At 64.2% G+C, this 489-nt stretch carries 1 protein-coding gene; it reads right to left on the reverse strand.

Going from position 1 to position 489, the window contains the following annotated elements; all coding sequences use genetic code 11:
• Positions 1-70 precede the first annotated feature (70 nt).
• A partial coding sequence (locus AB4Z32_RS27670) for a terminase small subunit (protein ID WP_442125010.1) occupies positions 71-489 on the reverse strand: 419 nt, incomplete at its 5' end.

The following is a 489-nucleotide window of genomic DNA, read 5'->3' on the forward strand; positions in this document are numbered from 1 at the left end:
CAAGGCGTGAGCGTCTCGCGTGCGACAATCCTGCGCTCCCAATCGGGGCAGGACGTCGTCCAGCTGAAACTCATTTTTTACCGCCCGCCACCAGTCGAGGAGGTGGTGGTGGCGCGCCAAACCGTCCAGTCGCCACATTCGCGGCGGCGTCCTTCTTCGCCTCTTTCTTGCCGCCCTCGCCTTTGCGCTGGTGCACGAACGGCATCAACGCCTTGGCCGCCTCCACCCGCAGCTTCTCCGGCAACTCGCCATCGTTCATGGCAGCGGTCAAAAATGCTTTTGGATCGCTGAACAGAACCGGGTTGGTCGGATCGAACGGTTTTGGCGGCGCCGGCACCGGATATTCCTTGGTAGCGGCGCGGCACGCTGCAATGTATGCCGCGACCGGCGGTTCCTTTACCAGGCGCGATCCGGCCGGGCCGGCGGTCTTCGCGCTGTACCCAGCGGCGATTGCGGCCTCCTTATGGGATTTGCCGGCCAACACGGCGT

Source organism: Massilia sp. 2TAF26, assembly GCF_052115005.1.
GTDB lineage: Bacteria > Pseudomonadota > Gammaproteobacteria > Burkholderiales > Burkholderiaceae_D > Telluria.